At 72.4% G+C, this 13,355-nt stretch carries 14 protein-coding genes; 8 read left to right on the top strand and 6 right to left on the bottom strand.

All coding sequences use genetic code 11. The features are described from left to right. Positions 1-3: 3 nt before the first annotated feature. Positions 4-1,437 carry a GuaB1 family IMP dehydrogenase-related protein gene (locus L2K70_RS17985; protein WP_236404608.1) on the bottom strand — a complete coding sequence of 478 codons (1,434 nt, stop codon included), beginning with the start codon at positions 1,435-1,437 and terminating at the stop codon, positions 4-6. 30 nt (positions 1,438-1,467) lie between these two features. After that, on the bottom strand, positions 1,468-2,931 hold the full coding sequence (locus tag L2K70_RS17980) for a pyridoxal phosphate-dependent decarboxylase family protein (protein ID WP_236404605.1): 1,464 nt from the start codon (positions 2,929-2,931) through the stop codon (positions 1,468-1,470). Positions 2,932-3,027: 96 nt separating this feature from the next. Here L2K70_RS17980 and L2K70_RS17975 point away from each other — a divergent pair, with 96 nt between their 5' ends. After that, positions 3,028-3,318 (top strand): YiaA/YiaB family inner membrane protein, encoded by a 291-nt coding sequence (locus L2K70_RS17975; protein WP_236404603.1) that lies wholly within the window; start codon positions 3,028-3,030, stop codon positions 3,316-3,318. Positions 3,319-3,420: 102 nt separating this feature from the next. On the opposite strand, the gene L2K70_RS17970 is transcribed toward L2K70_RS17975, so the two are convergent. Next, on the bottom strand, positions 3,421-4,638 hold the full coding sequence (locus L2K70_RS17970; protein ID WP_236404602.1) for an acyl-CoA dehydrogenase family protein: 1,218 nt from the start codon (positions 4,636-4,638) through the stop codon (positions 3,421-3,423). Then, positions 4,638-5,999: an acyl-CoA dehydrogenase family protein gene (locus L2K70_RS17965; RefSeq protein WP_236404601.1), complete on the bottom strand. Its 1,362-nt coding sequence runs from the start codon at positions 5,997-5,999 to the stop codon at positions 4,638-4,640. Before L2K70_RS17965 ends, L2K70_RS17970 begins: the two co-directional genes overlap by 1 nt. An 88-nt stretch (positions 6,000-6,087) precedes the next feature. Between L2K70_RS17965 and def the strand changes: the two genes are divergently transcribed. Genes def through L2K70_RS17950 form a run of 3 tightly spaced genes read left to right on the top strand, consistent with a single transcriptional unit; the run spans position 6,088 to position 8,112 of the window. Further along, positions 6,088-6,684 carry a peptide deformylase gene (gene def, locus L2K70_RS17960; protein ID WP_236404600.1) on the top strand — a complete coding sequence of 199 codons (597 nt, stop codon included), beginning with the start codon at positions 6,088-6,090 and terminating at the stop codon, positions 6,682-6,684. After that, positions 6,681-7,478 carry a TrmH family RNA methyltransferase gene (locus tag L2K70_RS17955; RefSeq protein WP_236404599.1) on the top strand — a complete coding sequence of 266 codons (798 nt, stop codon included), beginning with the start codon at positions 6,681-6,683 and terminating at the stop codon, positions 7,476-7,478. The genes def and L2K70_RS17955 overlap by 4 nt, the downstream gene beginning before the upstream one ends. 16 nt (positions 7,479-7,494) lie before the next feature. Further along, on the top strand, positions 7,495-8,112 hold the full coding sequence (locus L2K70_RS17950) for a DedA family protein (RefSeq protein ID WP_236404598.1): 618 nt from the start codon (positions 7,495-7,497) through the stop codon (positions 8,110-8,112). Positions 8,113-8,182: 70 nt separating this feature from the next. Here L2K70_RS17950 and L2K70_RS17945 read toward each other — a convergent pair whose 3' ends face one another. Continuing rightward, positions 8,183-9,007, bottom strand: a complete 825-nt coding sequence (locus tag L2K70_RS17945) for a TrmH family RNA methyltransferase (RefSeq protein ID WP_236404597.1) — start codon at positions 9,005-9,007, stop codon at positions 8,183-8,185. Continuing rightward, positions 9,000-10,223, bottom strand: a complete 1,224-nt coding sequence (cobA, locus tag L2K70_RS17940; RefSeq protein WP_236404595.1) for a uroporphyrinogen-III C-methyltransferase — start codon at positions 10,221-10,223, stop codon at positions 9,000-9,002. The genes L2K70_RS17945 and cobA overlap by 8 nt, the downstream gene beginning before the upstream one ends. Before the next feature lie 50 nt (positions 10,224-10,273). Here cobA and L2K70_RS17935 point away from each other — a divergent pair, with 50 nt between their 5' ends. The 4 genes from L2K70_RS17935 to L2K70_RS17920 all read left to right on the top strand — a co-directional run bounded on the left by L2K70_RS17935 (position 10,274) and on the right by L2K70_RS17920 (position 13,354). After that, positions 10,274-10,801, top strand: a complete 528-nt coding sequence (locus L2K70_RS17935; RefSeq protein ID WP_236404593.1) for a YbhB/YbcL family Raf kinase inhibitor-like protein — start codon at positions 10,274-10,276, stop codon at positions 10,799-10,801. 295 nt (positions 10,802-11,096) lie between these two features. After that, positions 11,097-11,675: a CAP domain-containing protein gene (locus L2K70_RS21805; RefSeq protein WP_236404592.1), complete on the top strand. Its 579-nt coding sequence runs from the start codon at positions 11,097-11,099 to the stop codon at positions 11,673-11,675. Positions 11,676-11,757: 82 nt separating this feature from the next. Further along, entirely contained in the window at positions 11,758-12,555 is a 798-nt protein-coding gene (locus L2K70_RS17925) for an ABC transporter permease (protein ID WP_236404591.1), read from the top strand. After that, complete coding sequence (locus tag L2K70_RS17920; RefSeq protein WP_236404590.1) at positions 12,548-13,354, top strand: ABC transporter permease; 807 nt, start codon at positions 12,548-12,550, stop codon at positions 13,352-13,354. Before L2K70_RS17925 ends, L2K70_RS17920 begins: the two co-directional genes overlap by 8 nt. The last annotated feature ends 1 nt before the right edge of the window (position 13,355 follow it).

The following is a 13,355-nucleotide window of genomic DNA, read 5'->3' as shown; positions in this document are numbered from 1 at the left end:
TGATCACCACGAGCGGTCCAGCGGGCGACCCTCGTGGAACCCGGCCGCCGACTGCACTCCGACCAGCGCCCGCTCGTGCAGCTCGACGAGGTCGGCCGCGCCGGCGTAGGTGCACGACGAGCGGACCCCGGAGCAGATCTGGTCGATGAGGTCCTCGACGCCGGGCCGCTGGGGGTCGAGGTACATCCGCGACGAGGAGATGCCCTCCTCGTAGAGGCCCTTGCGGGCCCGGTCGTACGACGACTCGCCCGAGGTGCGGTTGGCCACCGCGCGGGCCGAGGCCATGCCGAAGGACACCTTGAACGGCCGGCCGTCGGCGTCGTGGACGAGGTCGCCCGGCGACTCGTGCGTGCCGGCGAACCACGAGCCGATCATCACCGACGACGCCCCGGCGGCCAGGGCGAGAGCAACGTCGCGCGGGTGACGCACTCCCCCGTCGGCCCAGACGTGCTTGCCCAGCTCGCGCGCCTGGGTCGCGCACTCGAGGACCGCCGAGAACTGCGGCCGGCCGACCCCGGTCATCATCCGGGTGGTGCACATCGCGCCCGGCCCGACGCCGACCTTGACGATGTCGGCGCCCGCCTCGATCAGGGCGCGGGTCCCCTCGGCGGAGACGACGTTGCCGGCGGCGACCGGGACGCCGGGCGACAGCGACCGGACGGACTGCAGCGCCTGCACCATCCGGTCCTGGTGACCGTGCGCGGTGTCGACGACGAGGCAGTCGATGCCGGCCTCGAGCAGCGCGGCCGCGCGCTCCTTCACCTCGCCGTTGACGCCGACCGCGGCAGCGATCCGCAGGCCACCGTTCGCGTCGACCGCGGGCGTGTAGAGGGTGGCGCGGAGCGCGCCGAGCCGGGTCAGCACGCCGACGAGCTCGCCGGAGTCCGACACCGCGACGGCCAGCGGGGCCTTCGCCCGCTCGGTGGCGTCGTAGACCTCGCGGGGATCGGCGTCCTCGGCCACCGTGACGACCGAGCCGCTCATCACCGTCGACACCTGCGCGAAGCGGTCGACCTCAGCGCAGTCGGCCTCGGAGACGACGCCGACCGGACGGCCGTCCTGCACGACGACGGCTGCCTTGTGCGCGCGCTTGGGGATCAGCGACAGCGCCTCGGCGACCGTCTGGTCGGGGCGCAGCTCGATCGGGGTGTCGAAGACGAGGTGCCGCTGCTTGACCCACGCGACCACGTCGGCGACGACCGGGATCGGGATGTCCTGCGGGATCACGGTGAGGCCGCCGCGTCGCGCGACGGTCTCGGCCATCCGCTTGCCCGCGATCGCGGTCATGTTGGACACGACGATCGGCAGCGTGGCGCCCGTGCCGTCCGAGGTGCTCAGGTCGACGTCGTACCGGCTCGCCACGGAGGACGAGCGGGGCACCATGAAGACGTCGTCGTAGGTGAGGTCGTGCGCGGGGGCTGCGTCGAGGAACTGCACGTGGGCGCACTCTACGCGGCCCGTACGACGTCAGCCCTGCGCCGCGGCCGCCTCCTGCAGCGCGGCCCACGTGCGGTCGACGTCGGCCAGGGTCGTGCGCCAGCTGCCGACGGCCAGCCGGATGGCCGCGCGGCCGTTGACGGTGGTGTGGCTGAGGTAGGCCTCGCCGGAGGCGTTGACGGCCTCCATCGCCGCGAGCGTCTGCTCGTCGCCGGCCACCAGCCGGAACACCACGAGGGACAGCGACGGCTCGGTGACCATCGCGAAGCGGTCGTCCGCGGACACGAGGTCGGCGACGTGCTGCGCGAGCTCGACACCGCTGCGGACGTGCGCGCGGACGCCCTCGAGCCCGTAGGTCCGCAGCACGGACCAGAGCTTGATCGCGCGGAAGCGCCGTCCGAGCTGGGGGTGCCAGTCGCGGTAGTCGACGACCTCGCCGGACTCGGTGGCAGCGTTGCGGAGGTACTCCGGGAGGATCGAGAGCGCACCGGTGAGGGCGGCCCGGTCGCGCACCCAGAACGTGCTGCAGTCGAAGGTCGTCAACAGCCACTTGTGCGGGTTGGTGACGAACGAGTCGGCGGCCTCCACCCCGGCGAGGTGCTCGCGGTGCTCGGGGCACACCGCCGCGACGCCCGCCCAGGCGGCGTCCACGTGCAGCCACACGCCCCACTCGCGGACCACCTCGGCGACGGCCGCGATGTCGTCCATCGCACCGGTCGAGGTGCTGCCTGCTGCGACGTGGACCATCACCGGCCGGAGCCCTGCCTCGACGTCCTCGACGATCGCGTCCCGCAGCGCGTCGACGTCCATCGCCTGGGTCGCCGGGTCCACCTCGACCGCACGTACGGCGTCCTCGCCGAGGCCGGCCATCATCGCGGCCTTCACCAGCGACGAGTGCGCCTGCGTCGAGCCGTAGACCCGCCACGGGACGTCGCCGACGCCCGTGAGCCGGGTCGCTCCCCCGCTGGCCCGGTGCAGCGCCGCGAGCAGGGCCGTGAAGGTCGCCGTCGAGGCGGTGTCCTGGATGACGCCGCCGCCCGCGCCGTCGCTGCGGAACGCCTCCGGGAGCCCGAGCGCCTCGGCGAACCAGTCGAGCACGACCTGCTCCACCTCGGTGACCGCGGGGCTGGTCGCCCAGATCATCCCCTGCGCGCCGATACCGCTGGAGAGGAGGTCGCCGAGGATCGCGGCCGGCGACGAGTTGGCCGGGAAGTAGGCGAAGAAGCGCGGGTGCTGCCAGTGCGTGAGGCCCGGCACGACCACGCGGTCGAGGTCGGCGAGGACGGCGTCGAACGGCTCGCCGGTCTCGGGGGCCGAGGCGGGGAGCTGACGTCGTACGTCGCCGGGGGCGACCTGGGCGCGCACCGGCAGGTCGTCGAGCGAGGCCCAGTAGTCAGCGATCCAGTCGATCGCGGCGTGACCGTGGCGGCGGAACTCCTCGGGCGACATGTGCCCCTCCGGCAGGTGTCCGGGCTGCGTCGTCTCGTCAGGCATGGCCCGAACGTACCGGTGCGGATTGAGCCGCCGTACTCAGCCCGGATCGGTAGTTCGGCAGGTCCACCGGCGGCGGCGCGCGAGCACGCTGCTGCCATGCCCACCAAGAGCGACACCACCACCAAGAACACCCCCGCCTTCGCCGCCCAGGCCGCGATCTCCTTCGGCGCCTCGCTCTTCGCGATGCTCGTCGCCGTCTACTTCATGGACACCGACCCGTGGATCAAGGGCTTCCTCGCCCTCGGCACGCTCTACCTGACCACCTCCACGTTCACGCTCGCGAAGGTCGTGCGCGACATGCAGGAGGACAACACCGTGATCCACCGCCTCGACATGGCCCGTCTCGAGAAGATGATGGCCCAGCACGACCCCTACAAGTCCGCCTGACCCTGAAGCGCTGACCTCCCCCCTTCGTTGCCAGACCGCAGACAAGACGACCGGGCACTTCGCCGCAACGAAGTGCCCGGTCGGCGCCTGTCTGGGGTCGTGCTACTTCAGCTCGGAGCTGGTCAGCCCGAGGATCCGGCGGGCGACGATGAGCTGCTGGATCTGCTGGGTGCCCTCGAAGATGTCGAGGATCTTGGAGTCGCGCGACCACTTCTCGAGCAGCTCGACCTCGCTGTAGCCCAGGGTGCCGCACAGCTGCACGCACGACAGCGTGACGTCCGAGCCGACACGGCCGGCCTTCGCCTTGGCCATCGAGGCCTCGAGCGAGTTCGGCTGGCGGTTGTCGGCCATCCACGCCGCCTGCATCATCAGCAGCTTGGCGCCCTCCCAGTCGGCCTCGAGCTGGAGGAACTTCGCCGCCGCCGCGCTCTGCCGCTCGGCCGGCCGGTCGTAGTCGATGACCACGCCGGCCTGGTCGAGAAGGTCGCGGGTCAGGTCGAGCGACGCGCGGGCACAGCCGACCGCCATCGCAGCCACGAGCGGCCGGGTGTTGTCGAAGGTCGCCATCGCCCCGCCGAAGCCCGACTTGGTGTCGATCTCCGGCGAGCCGAGGAGGTCCTCGGCGGGCACGCGGCAGTCGGTGAAGGTGATGGCGGCGGTGTCCGAGGCCCGGATGCCGAGCTTGTGCTCGAGCCGCTCGACCTTCAGGCCGGGGTTGTCCTTGCGGACCAGGAACGACTTGATCGCGGCGCGACCCTGCTCCTTGTCGAGGGTGGCCCAGACGACGACGCTGTCCGCGCGGTCACCGGAGGTGACGTAGATCTTCTCGCCGTTGATGACGTACTCGTCGCCGTCCTTGACCGCCGTCGTCGTGAGGTTGGCGGAGTCCGAGCCGATGCCGGGCTCGGTGATCGCCATCGCGGCCCACGTGCCGGCGTACCGCTCGAGCTGCTCCTCGTTGGCGACGGAGGCGATCGCGGAGTTGCCCAGACCCTGGCGAGGCATCGAGAGCAGCAGGGCGGTGTCGCCCCAGCACATCTCGGCGACCGACAGCACGGAGGCGAGGTTGGCGCCGTTGCGGACCGTGCCGGGCTCGGCGTCGGGCTTGTCGTCACGTCGTACGCCGCCCGCACCGGCGCCGCCGGTCGCGCCGGTCTCGCTCACGCCGTCGATCAGCGCGGCGAGCATGTCGAGCTCCTTGGGGTACTCGTGCTCCGCGCGGTCGTACTTGCGCGAGATCGGGCGCAGCATGTTCATCGCCAGCTGGTGGGCCTGGTCGATCAGTGCCGCGTGCTTGCGGGGGGTCTCGAGGTTGATCATCAGAGCATCACCACGCCTTCCATCAGTCCGACCGCTCTCAGGTCGCGGTACCACCGCTCGACCGGGTGCTCCTTGACGAAGCCGTGCCCGCCGAGGAGCTGCACCCCGTCGAGGCCGATCTTCATGCCCTTCTCGGCGCAGAGCCGGCGGGCCAGCCCGACCTCGCGGGCGAAGTCCTCGCCGCGCGTCGCGCGCGAGGCCGCCTTCCACGTCAGCAGGCGCATCGCCTGCAGCTCGATCGCGATGTCGGCGACCATGAAGGCGACCGACTGGCGGTGGCTGATCGGCTCGCCGAAGGCCTCGCGCTCGTTGACGTAGTCCTTCACGTAGTCGAGGACCGCCTGGCCCGTGCCGACGGCGAGGGCGCACCACGCGAGGCGCGAGAGCCGCACGCACTCGCGGTAGGCCTCGCCGTCCGTGTCGCCGAGCAGGGCGTCCGCCCCGACGCGTACGCCGGTGAGGTGCAGGCGCGACAGCGCGGCGGCCCGCAGGCCCATGGACGGGTCGGCCTCGACCTCGAGGCCGTCGGTCCCGGCCTCCACGAGGAACAGCGCCGGCGTCCCGTCGAGCTGGGCGGCGACCACGAACAGCTCGGCGTCGGCACCGCGGACGACCGCGGACTTCACGCCGTCGAGGACGAAGCCGTCGCCGTCGCGCAGCGCGGTGGTCGACAGCTCGAACGGGTCGAAGAGCACGGTCGGCTCGGCGATCGTCAGCGCTGCGGCAGGGACGTCCGGTCCGGTGAAGGCCGGCAGGTAGGTCTGCTGCTGCTCGTCGGTGCCCCACAGGCCGATCGCGGTGGCGACGGCCCCGGGCGCAAGGGCCGCCACGGCAAGTCCCATGTCGCCCTTGGCGAGCGCCTCGGCGACGAGCGCGCCGGCGGTCGCGGACCGCTCCTCCATGATGCCGCCGAGCGACTCGGGGACGCCGAGGCCCGGCAGTCCGAGCTCCTGGGCCGCGGCGAGGACGTCGTCCGGCGGGGCACAGGCGTCGTCGGCGGCCGCGGCGCCGGGACGCAGCAGCTCGGCGGCGAGCTCGTCGACGACGGACACCAGCATGGCCTCGTCCTCGGTCGGGTTGAGGTCGAAGACACCGCGCGACTCGGCGCGGGCGGGCCGCTCCCCGGCGGTCCGGCGGCCCGCACGCGCGAAGGTGCGACCGGCAGCGGTCGCGACGCGGAAGCCGTTGCGGGTGGTCGAGTAGACGACCTGCTCGCTCTGCTTGCGCAGGCCGACGCGGTCGATCAGGTCGCTCTGGGCGAGCCGGTTCACGGCCGCGACGGCGAGGCCGATCGGGTCGCGCGTCTCACGCGACGACAACCCGTGGCGCCCGCCCGGGCGGAGGCTGTTGAGGAGGGACATGACCCAAATGTAACTCTGAGTTACACCCTTGGCCAGAGGGTTTGCCGTGGTGCCGGTCACCCGTGGCCCGGTCGTTAGGATCCTCCGCATGCCCGACGAGGACACGACCGAGCCCCGCGCCCCGCACGGCCCGCTGCCGACGGGCGGGACGCCCCGCCCGATCACCCGCTGGGGCACGCCGGTCATGCACCGCGCCCAGGCACCCGTGACGTCGTACGACGACGCGCTCGCGACGCTGGCGGCCGACATGGTCGCGACGATGTACGCCGCCGACGGTGTCGGGCTGGCCGCCTGCCAGGTGGGCGAGGACGTCGCGATGTTCGTCTTCGACTGCCCCGACGACGAGGGCGTGCGCACCGTGGGCGTCGTCTGCAACCCGGTGCTCACCCTGCCCGAGGGCAAGGACCGCCACCTCGACTCCGACGACGAGGGCTGCCTGTCCTTCCCCGGCTCCTTCGAGCCGTGCGCGCGCCCGGACTGGGCGCGCGTCGACGGCACCGGCCTCGACGGCGAGCCGGTGAGCTTCGAGGGCGACGGCCTGCTCGCGCGCTGCCTCCAGCACGAGACCGACCACACCCTCGGCACCGTCTTCGGTGACCGGCTCTCGGCCAAGTCGCGCAAGAAGCTGACCAGGAAGCACGACGCCGCGGCCGAGGACTACCCGCTCACCTGGCCCGCCTCATGAGTGCTGACCTGAGGGTCACCCGGGAGAACGCCCGGTTCCAGCAGTGGGAGGCGCTGCTGACCAACCGGTCCAAGCGGCACCGCTCGCGGGAGTTCCTCGTCCAGGGCGTGCGACCGATCACCCGCGCGGTCGAGGAGGGCTGGACGGTGCGCGCGCTGCTGCGTGCCGACGGGACGTCGTCGGCCTGGGCCGACGGACTGTGGTCGACCACGGAGGGCGAGCGGGTGCTGGTCTCCCCCGACCTCCACGCGCGGCTCAGCGGGCGCGAGGACGGGTCGGAGCTGGTCGCGGTCGTCGAGATGCCCGAGGACGGGGTCTCGCGCCTCGAGGAGTCGTCCCGGCCCCACGGCCCGGTCGTCGTGTTCGACCGGCCGACCAGCCCGGGCAACATCGGCACGCTGGCCCGCTCCGCTGACGCCTTCGGCGCCTCCGCGCTGGTGGTCACCGGCCACGCCGCGGACCCCTACGACCCACAGGCCGTCCGCGCGAGCACCGGGTCGCTCTTCGCGCTGACCGTGCTGCGGGTGCCCGGGCCCGGACCTGTCGTCGAGCACGCCCACGCCCACGGCTACCGGATCGTCGGCACCGACGAGGAGGGCAGCGCGCTCTCCGACGTCGACCTCGGCGGCCGGGTGGTCGTCGTGGTCGGCAACGAGACCCACGGCCTGTCGTCGGGGTGGCGCGCCGCCTGCGACGACATCGCGAGCATCCCGATGGTCGGCTCGGCGTCGTCCCTCAACGCCGCCGTTGCCGGGTCCATCGTGCTCCACGAGTCGCTGCGCCAGCGCGGCTGAGCCGGGGGTCGGCGCGATGGAAGCAGTGCTCGACTGGGTCGTCCTCGTCATGCGGACGGTCGGCTCACCCGGCGTCGGGCTGGCCACCGCGGTGGAGACCGTGTTCCCGCCCGTGCCGAGCGAGCTGGTGCTGCCGCTGGCGGGCTACACCGCGAGCCAGGGCCACTACAGCCTGGTCGCCGCCATCGCGTGGGCGACCGTCGGCTCGCTCCTCGGCGCGCTGCTCCTCTACTGGCTCGGCGCGGCCTGGGGGCTGGAGCGGATCTGCGCGCTCGCCGACCGGATCCCGCTCATGGACGCCGACGACGTACGGCGGGCGGTCGCGTGGTTCGGCCGGCACGGACGCACCGCGGTGTTCGTCGGCCGCCTCGTCCCCGGGGTGCGGAGCCTGATCTCGATCCCCGCGGGCATCGACCGGATGCCGCTGCTGCGCTTCTGCGTGTTCACCACGGCGGGCAGCCTGGTGTGGAACGCGGCGCTGATCCTGGCCGGCTACGAGCTCGGCGAGCAGTGGCACGTCGTCGAGGGCTACGTCGGTCCCGCGAGCAACGTCGTCTGGGTGCTGCTCGGCATCGCGCTCCTCGTCGTCGTCGCGCGGCGGCTGCGGCACCGCCTCAACCAGTCCGAGCGGTGAGCACGACAGGTCCTCCGGGTCCAGAAGCTGTCCTGCTGAGAAGTTGTCCTCCTCACCGCTCCGGGGAGCGTCAGCGGCGCGCGGCGGCGTAGCAGGCGACCGCGGTCGCGGCGGCGACGTTGAGCGAGTCGATGCCGGCGCGCATCGGGATGATGGCGCGGCGGTCGGCCGAGGACTCCCACCGCCTCGACAGCCCGTGCCCCTCCGAGCCGAGGACCAGGGCGAGCCGGTCGACGCCGTGGACGGCCTCCTCGATAGGCACCGAGTCGGCCGACAGCGTGAGCGCGACCGTGGTGAAGCCGCGGCGCGACAGGTCCGGCAGCGCGTCGTACCAGTCCGGCAACCGGGTCCACGGTGTCGAGAACACCGCGCCCATGCCGACCTTGATCGAGCGGCGGTAGAGCGGATCGGCGGTCCGCGGGGCCAGCAGCACGGCATCGAAGCCGAGGGCCGCGCCGGAGCGGAAGATCGCCCCGACGTTGGTGTGGTCGACGAGGTCCTCGAGGACCAGCACGGACCGCGCGCCGGCCAGCACCTCCTCCACCGACGGCAGCGGCCGCCGGTGCAGCGACGCGAGCGCCCCGCGGTGCACGTGGAAGCCGGTCACCTGCTCGATGAGCGCCTCGGAGAGGACGTAGCACGGCGCGCCGGTGCCGGCGATGACGTCGCCCAGGCCCTCGAGCCACCGGGGCGCCATCAGGAACGACCGGGGCGCGTAGCCCGCCTCGACCGAGCGGCGCACGACCTTCTCGCCCTCGGCGAGGAACAGCCCGTGCTCGGCCTCCAGGCTCTTGCGGAGCTCGACGTCGCGCAGGTCGCGGTAGTCGGCCAGGCGGGGGTCGTCCGGGTCGGAGAGCTCGACGACCGGGTCGGGTCTCCGGTCGGGGTCAGCCACGGGGGAAGTGTGCCGGACGCGCCACGGCGACCACGTCACCGACGACGATGATCGCCGGGGGCCGTACGACGTGCGCGACGAGGTCGTCGGCCAGCGAGCCGAGCGTGGTGAGCACCGTGCGCTCGGTCGGCATCGTGCCGTCGACGATGACGGCCACAGGGGTGTCCGCCGCGCGCCCGCCGTCGACCAGCGCGGTCGCGATCGCCGGCGCGTTGTCTACCGCCATCAGGAGGACGACGGTCCCGCGCATCCGCGCCACCGCGTCCCACGCGACGAGGGAGTCGGGGTGGCCGGGCGGGAGGTGGCCGGAGATCACGGTGAACTCGTGGGCGACGCCGCGGTGGGTCACCGGGATCCCGAGGCGGGCCGGGACCGAGATCGCCGAGGTCAGCCCGGGCACCACGGTGACGGGGACGTCCGCCGCTGCGCAGGCGAGCAGCTCCTCGAACCCACGGCCGAAGACGAAGTTGTCACCGCCCTTGAAGCGCACCACGCGCTTGCCGGCCCGCGCGCGGTCGACGATGACCTGGTTGATCGCCTCCTGGGTCGCCGAGCGCCCGCGCGGGAGCTTGGCGACGTCGATGAGCTCGACGTGGGGCCCGAGCTCGTCGAGCAGCTCGCGGGGTGCGAGCCGGTCGGCGACGACCACGTCGGCCGAGGCCAGCGCGTGGCGTGCCGCGACGGTGACGAAGTCGGGCTCCCCCGGTCCGCCGCCGACCAGGACGACACCGGGGGTGCGGTCGTGGGCGTCGGCGGCCGAGAGGTGACCATCGCGCAGCGCGGTGACGATGTCGTCGCGCAGCATCGCCGACTTCCGCGGCTCGCGGTTGCCGAGGACGCCGACCGTGACGCTGCCGTGGTGGCCGACCGCGGGCGTCCACGCCGTACCGCCGAGGGCGTCGTCCGCACGGACGCAGAAGGTGTGGCGCGCCTCCGCCGCCGCGGCGACGCGGGCGTTGACCTCGGCGTCGTCGGTGACCGCGACGACGTACCACGCACCGTCGAGGTCGGACTCGGTGAACTCGCGCAGGTGCAGGGTGAGCTCGGCCGCGAGTCCTTCGAGGGCGGGCGTCACCTCGGGGCTGACGAGGGTCACCTCCGCGCCGGCGGCCAGGAAGGTCGGCACGCGGCGCTGGGCGACGTGACCGCCGCCGACGACCACCACCTTGCGGCCCGCGAGGACGAGCCCGGCGAGGTAGGGGTGGGGATCGGCCATGCCCCGATTGTCCCTTTTCCGGGCGTGGGGGCCGTGGCTAGGTTCGGGATATGAGCACCGGCATCGAGCGACCCGTGTCCCCCAACCCCTACGACCTGCTCCCGGCGACCGCGTCCTTCACGGTCACCAGCGACGACGTCACCGACGGCCAGCCGCTGAAGGACGACCAGGTGGCGGCCCTCGGCAACACCTCCCCCCAGCTGAGCTGGTCCGGAGCGCCCGAGGGCACCCAGTCCTACGTCGTCACCTGCTTCGATCCCGACGCCCCGACCCCGAGCGGGTTCTGGCACTGGGTGCTCGTCGACCTCCCGGCGGACGTGACGTCCCTCGACACCGGTGCCGCGTCGGGCGACCTGCCCGGCTCGGCGTTCCACGTCCGCAACGACGGCGGCGAGGCCGGGTTCATGGGAGCCGCGCCCCCGGAGGGCGACCAGGCGCACCGCTACTTCTTCGTGGTCCACGCCGTGGGCGAGCCGAGCCTGGGCGTCGACGCCGACGCCTCCCCGGCCGTCGTGTCGTTCAACCTGGCCTTCAAGACGCTGGGCCGCGCGATCCTGCACGGGACCTACCAGCACTGATCCTCGCCTGACTCCCGGCTCAGACGCCCACACCGGCCCGAGGGGCCCGGTGGTCGCGGACCTCGTGGTCCAGACCACCGGGCCCCTTTTCCGATTTCACGCCCTGCAGAAACAGTCAAGACGCTTTGATCTCTCCGAGTCCGATTCTTGAGCCTTCACGCGCGCTTCACGCGTGAAGTCGGCTGAAGACTCGACACCACCCGTGAGCCGTCCTTATCGTTCGGATCAAGTTCCACTAGTTCTTCTCAAGATCCACTCCCCCGATCTCGTGGATCCGCCCCCTGGAGGACCGACCGTGCGCCACCACCGCTCCGCCGCCCGGCTCGCGACGCTCGCCGTCGCGACCGCAGTGCTGGGCGGCGTCCCGGTGGCGGCCGACGCCAAGGACTGGAGCGGACCGCGGAGCACCGCCAACTGGTCCGGACCGCGCGTCACCGCGCACGCGGTGAAGACCACCGGCACGGGCATCGACCTCGACGTCACCGAGACCCCGGTGGCCAGCGAACCGCTCGAGGACTCCCTCCTGGCCGAGATCAACGACGCCCGCGCGGCCAACGGACTGCGCAAGATCTGGAACCTCGACTCCTGCACCGACCAGCTGGCCGAGGAGTGGGGACAGCGCATTGCTCGCACCGGCATCTTCGAGCACCGCGACCAGGGCGAGGTCGTCCGCCGCTGCGACACGTCGTGGGCCGGCGAGACGCTCGTCCGCGGGGTCGGGCTCACCCCGGACGTCATGGTCGACCTCTGGCTCGACTCCCCCGACCACCGCGAGATCCTCCTCAGCCCGCGAGCACGCCGCGCCGGCATCTCGATCGAGCAGGACGCGCAGGGACGCGTGATCGGCGTCGTCAACCTGGTCCGCCAGAACTGACGTGCGCCGCACCCCACAGGTGTGAGACGATCCCCGGCCCCTCGTGGGTGAGCCGGGGGTCGTCTCGTGCAAGGGGGGTCGGATGCTGCACGTCGCTGTCGCGACCCGAGCGTTCCGCCGCTACTCGACCTACCGGGCTGCGACGCTCTCGGGCATCTTCACCAACTCCGTCTTCGGGGTCATCTACTCCTACGCCTACCTCGCGCTGTGGGACGCCAATCCCACCGCCGGCGGGTACGACGCCCGGGACGCGGTGACGTACGTCTGGCTCGGCCAGGCGCTCCTGATGACGATCGCGCTGTGGGGCGGCGGCACCACCGACGACCTCGCCGAGCGGATCCGCACCGGCGACGTGGCGATCGACCTCTACCGCCCCGTCGGGCTCGTCGGCTGGTACCTCGCGAGCGACCTCGGCCGGGCGGCGTACCACCTGCTCACCCGTGGCTTCGGCCCGACGATCATCGGCCTGGTCGTCTTCGACATCGCGCTGCCCGGCTCGGTGCTGGACGCGGCCGCCTTCGCGGTGTCGCTGGTGCTCGCGGTCGTGGTGAGCTTCGCGATCCGGTTCCTCGTGGCCAGCACCGCCTTCTGGCTGCTCGACCAGTCGGGGGTCAAGGTGATGAGCGGTGCCTTCGCCATCTTCTTCAGCGGCATGATGCTGCCGCTCGTGCTCTTCCCGGGCTGGCTCGGCACCCTGGCCACCGCGCTGCCGTGGGCGTCGTACGTCCAGGTGCCGGCCGACATCTGGCTGGGCAAGCACCGGGGTGCGGACCTGGCCGCCGCCCTCGGCTTCCAGGTGGTCTGGGCCGTCGTCCTGCTCGCGGCCTGCCAGGGCGTGCTGCGCCTCGCGACGCGCAAGGTGGTGGTCCAGGGTGGCTGAGCCCACCTCGCACCTGCGTACCTACGGGCAGATCGCCTGGCTGTGGGTCCGCGCGGCGTGGCAGTACCCGACGTCGTTCGTCCTGCTCGCCGTCGGCAACGGGCTGATCACCGGCCTGGACTTCGTCGGCCTCTGGATCATGTTCTCGCACCTGCGCGACCTGGCCGGCTTCACCCTGCACGAGGTCGCCCTGCTCTACGGCAGCGCGTCGCTCGCCCTCGCCATCGCGGACACCGCGATCGGGAGCGTCGAGCGGATCGGCACCTACATCCGCACCGGCCGGCTCGACCAGATGATGACCAAGCCGGTGCCGCTGCTCGTGCAGGTGTGCGCCGACCAGTTCACGCTGCGACGGCTGGGGCGGCTCACGCAGGCGGCCGTGGTGTTCGGGTGGGCGTGCACGTTCGTCGACTGGACCCCGTTGCGGGTCCTCGTCGCCGGGTCGATGCTCATCAGCGGCGCCCTGGTGTTCTTCGGGCTGTTCGTCGGCTTCTCGTGCGTCCAGTTCTGGACGACCGACGCCACCGAGTTCGCCAACGCGTTCACCTACGGCGGCGCCACCGTCACCCAGTACCCGCTCACGATCTTCCCCCGCGAGGTGATGGTCGGTCTCACCTTCGTCATCCCCGTGGCCTTCGTGAACTGGTACCCCTGCCTCTACCTGCTCGGCCGGTCCGACCCGTTCGGCTCGTCCGACCTGCTCCAGTTCGCCTCGCCGCTCGCCGGCGTCCTCACGATGGCTGCCGCGCTCCTCGTGTGGCGCACGGGCGTCCGCCACTACACCTCCACCGGGAGCTGAC

The organism is Nocardioides potassii, assembly GCF_021648885.1.
GTDB lineage: Bacteria > Actinomycetota > Actinomycetes > Propionibacteriales > Nocardioidaceae > Nocardioides > Nocardioides potassii.
Note: the sequence above shows the minus strand (reverse complement) of the source record. Positions and strands in the feature narration are given on the sequence as shown.

Excerpts from the sequence above, each read along its gene's own strand:
- L2K70_RS17980 (WP_236404605.1), bottom strand. The coding sequence starts at position 2,931 with ATGCCTGACGAGACGACGCAGCCCGGACACCTGCCGGAGGGGCACATG.
- L2K70_RS17975 (WP_236404603.1), top strand. The coding sequence starts at position 3,028 with ATGCCCACCAAGAGCGACACCACCACCAAGAACACCCCCGCCTTCGCC.
- L2K70_RS17970 (WP_236404602.1), bottom strand. The coding sequence starts at position 4,638 with ATGATCAACCTCGAGACCCCCCGCAAGCACGCGGCACTGATCGACCAG.
- L2K70_RS17965 (WP_236404601.1), bottom strand. The coding sequence starts at position 5,999 with ATGTCCCTCCTCAACAGCCTCCGCCCGGGCGGGCGCCACGGGTTGTCG.
- def (WP_236404600.1), top strand. The coding sequence starts at position 6,088 with ATGCCCGACGAGGACACGACCGAGCCCCGCGCCCCGCACGGCCCGCTG.
- L2K70_RS17955 (WP_236404599.1), top strand. The coding sequence starts at position 6,681 with ATGAGTGCTGACCTGAGGGTCACCCGGGAGAACGCCCGGTTCCAGCAG.
- L2K70_RS17950 (WP_236404598.1), top strand. The coding sequence starts at position 7,495 with ATGGAAGCAGTGCTCGACTGGGTCGTCCTCGTCATGCGGACGGTCGGC.
- cobA (WP_236404595.1), bottom strand. The coding sequence starts at position 10,223 with ATGGCCGATCCCCACCCCTACCTCGCCGGGCTCGTCCTCGCGGGCCGC.
- L2K70_RS17935 (WP_236404593.1), top strand. The coding sequence starts at position 10,274 with ATGAGCACCGGCATCGAGCGACCCGTGTCCCCCAACCCCTACGACCTG.
- L2K70_RS17925 (WP_236404591.1), top strand. The coding sequence starts at position 11,758 with ATGCTGCACGTCGCTGTCGCGACCCGAGCGTTCCGCCGCTACTCGACC.